The organism is Mesorhizobium sp. M7A.F.Ca.ET.027.02.1.1, assembly GCF_004022985.1.
GTDB lineage: Bacteria > Pseudomonadota > Alphaproteobacteria > Rhizobiales > Rhizobiaceae > Mesorhizobium.
In genome coordinates, this window is the sequence record NZ_RZOL01000660.1 from 1 (window position 1) to 1,989 (window position 1,989).

1 protein-coding gene is annotated in these 1,989 nt (G+C 69.6%); it reads left to right on the forward strand.

Going from position 1 to position 1,989, the window contains the following annotated elements; translation table 11 throughout:
* The coding region (locus EN749_RS34815) for a chromosome segregation SMC family protein (RefSeq protein ID WP_145991150.1) at positions 1 to 1,989 on the forward strand (1,989 nt) is incomplete at both ends.

Genomic DNA, 1,989 nt, shown 5'->3' on the forward strand with positions numbered 1-1,989 from the left:
GGACGTGCAGCTTCTGTTCGCCGACCAGTCGACCGGCGCGCGTTCGCCGTCGATGGTCGGTCAGGGCCGCATCGGCGAACTGATCCAGGCCAAGCCGCAGGCACGCCGCGCGCTGCTCGAAGAGGCAGCAGGCATTTCCGGCCTGCACACCCGCCGCCACGAGGCAGAACTGCGGCTGAAGGCGGCCGAGCAGAACCTCGAACGACTGGACGACGTCGTCGGCGAGCTGGAAAGCCAGATCGAAAGCCTGAAGCGCCAGGCGCGCCAGGCCTCCCGCTTCAAGAACCTGTCGGCCGATATCCGCAAGGCCGAAGCGACGCTCTTGCATCTGCGCTGGACACTGGCCAAGACCCAGGAAGGCGAGGCGCGTTCGGCGCTGGCGGTTGCGACAGCCCTTGTCGGCGACCGCGCCGCGGCCCAGATGGCCGCCGCCAGGGAGCAAGGTATCGGCGCTCACCGGTTGCCGGATTTGCGCGACGCGGAAGCCGCCGCCGCCGCTGCCTTCCAGCGCTTGTCGATCGCCAAGTCGCAGATCGAGGAGGAAGCCGGCCGTATCCGCGCCCGCCAGAGCGAACTCGAGCGCCGGCTACAGCAGCTCGACGGCGATATCGCGCGTGAAGAGCGCATGGTCCGCGACAATGCGGACATTCTCGAGCGCCTTCGCACCGAAGAGGCAGCACTCAATTCGGAAAATGCCGGCGCCGCCGAACGCGAAGCCACCACCCGTGCGGCGTTCGAACAGGCGGCGTCGACGCTTTCACAAAGCGAAGCCAAGCTCGCCGCGCTGACAGCCGAACGGGCCGAAGCAGCCGCCTCGCGCAACCAGATCGAACGGACGCTGCGCGACACCGCCGAGCGCCGCGACCGCTTCGCGCGCCAGCTTGCCGATGTCGACCGAGAATTGTCGGAGATACTCTCCAAGGTCGCTGGCCTGCCCGATCCGGCCGAGAAGCGGGTGCTGGTCGAACAGGCCATGGCGCTGCTGGAGGAGGCCGAGGCTGCCGTGTCCGAGGCAGAGCAGTCGGTCATCGATGCCCGCGCTACCGAAAGCGCTGCCCGGCCACCGCTTCAGGATGCCAGGGCCGAGCTGGCGCGGATCGAAACCGAAGCGCGCACGCTGGCCAAAATCCTGAATGCAGCCAGCGGCGATCTCTTCCCGGCCGTGCTGGAGCAGATCAGCGTCGATCGCGGTTTCGAAACGGCGCTGGGTGCGGCCCTTGGCGAAGACCTCGACGTGCCGCTTGACCGCAGCGCGCCGGTGCATTGGGGCGAAAGCGCGATCCAGCCCGGCGACGCGGCTCTGCCGGAAGGCGTTAAAAGCCTGGCCAGCGTGGTCCACGCGCCGGCACAGCTCGCCCGCCGCCTGGCGCAGATCGGTATTGTCGAGGCCGCCGGCGACGGCCGCCGGTTGCAGTCGCTGCTTGCTCCCGGCCAGCGGCTGGTCAGCCGTGAAGGCGCGCTCTGGCGCTGGGATGGCTTCACCGCCAGCGCCGATGCGCCGACCGCCGCAGCACAACGGCTGGCGCAGAAGAACCGGCTGGCTGAGCTCGATGCCGAGGCGACACAGGCGACGCTCGTCCTGCGCCAGGCCGAGGATGCGCTGGGAGAGGCTGAACAGGCGCTCCGCCTGGCAAGCGAGGCCGAGCGCAACACGCGCCAGGCCGGTCGTGACGCCCAGCATCGGCTGGACGCTGCCCGCAATGCGCTGGCCGAGGCCGAAAGGGCCGGCGGCGAATTGCAGAGCCGGCGCGCCGCACTCGATGAGGCACGCGCCCGCATCGTCGACAGCCATGAGGAGATTTCGGCCGCCTTCGCCGAGGCGGAAATGCTGCTGCAGGACGCGCCCGATCTTGGCGATCTGCAATTGCAGCTCGAACAGTCCTCGGCCAATGTCGCCCGCGACCGCGCCGCGCTTGCCGATGCGCGCGCGGTGCATGAGGGGCTGCGGCGCGAAGCCGAGGCGCGCGCGCGCCGGCTCGATGCCATTGG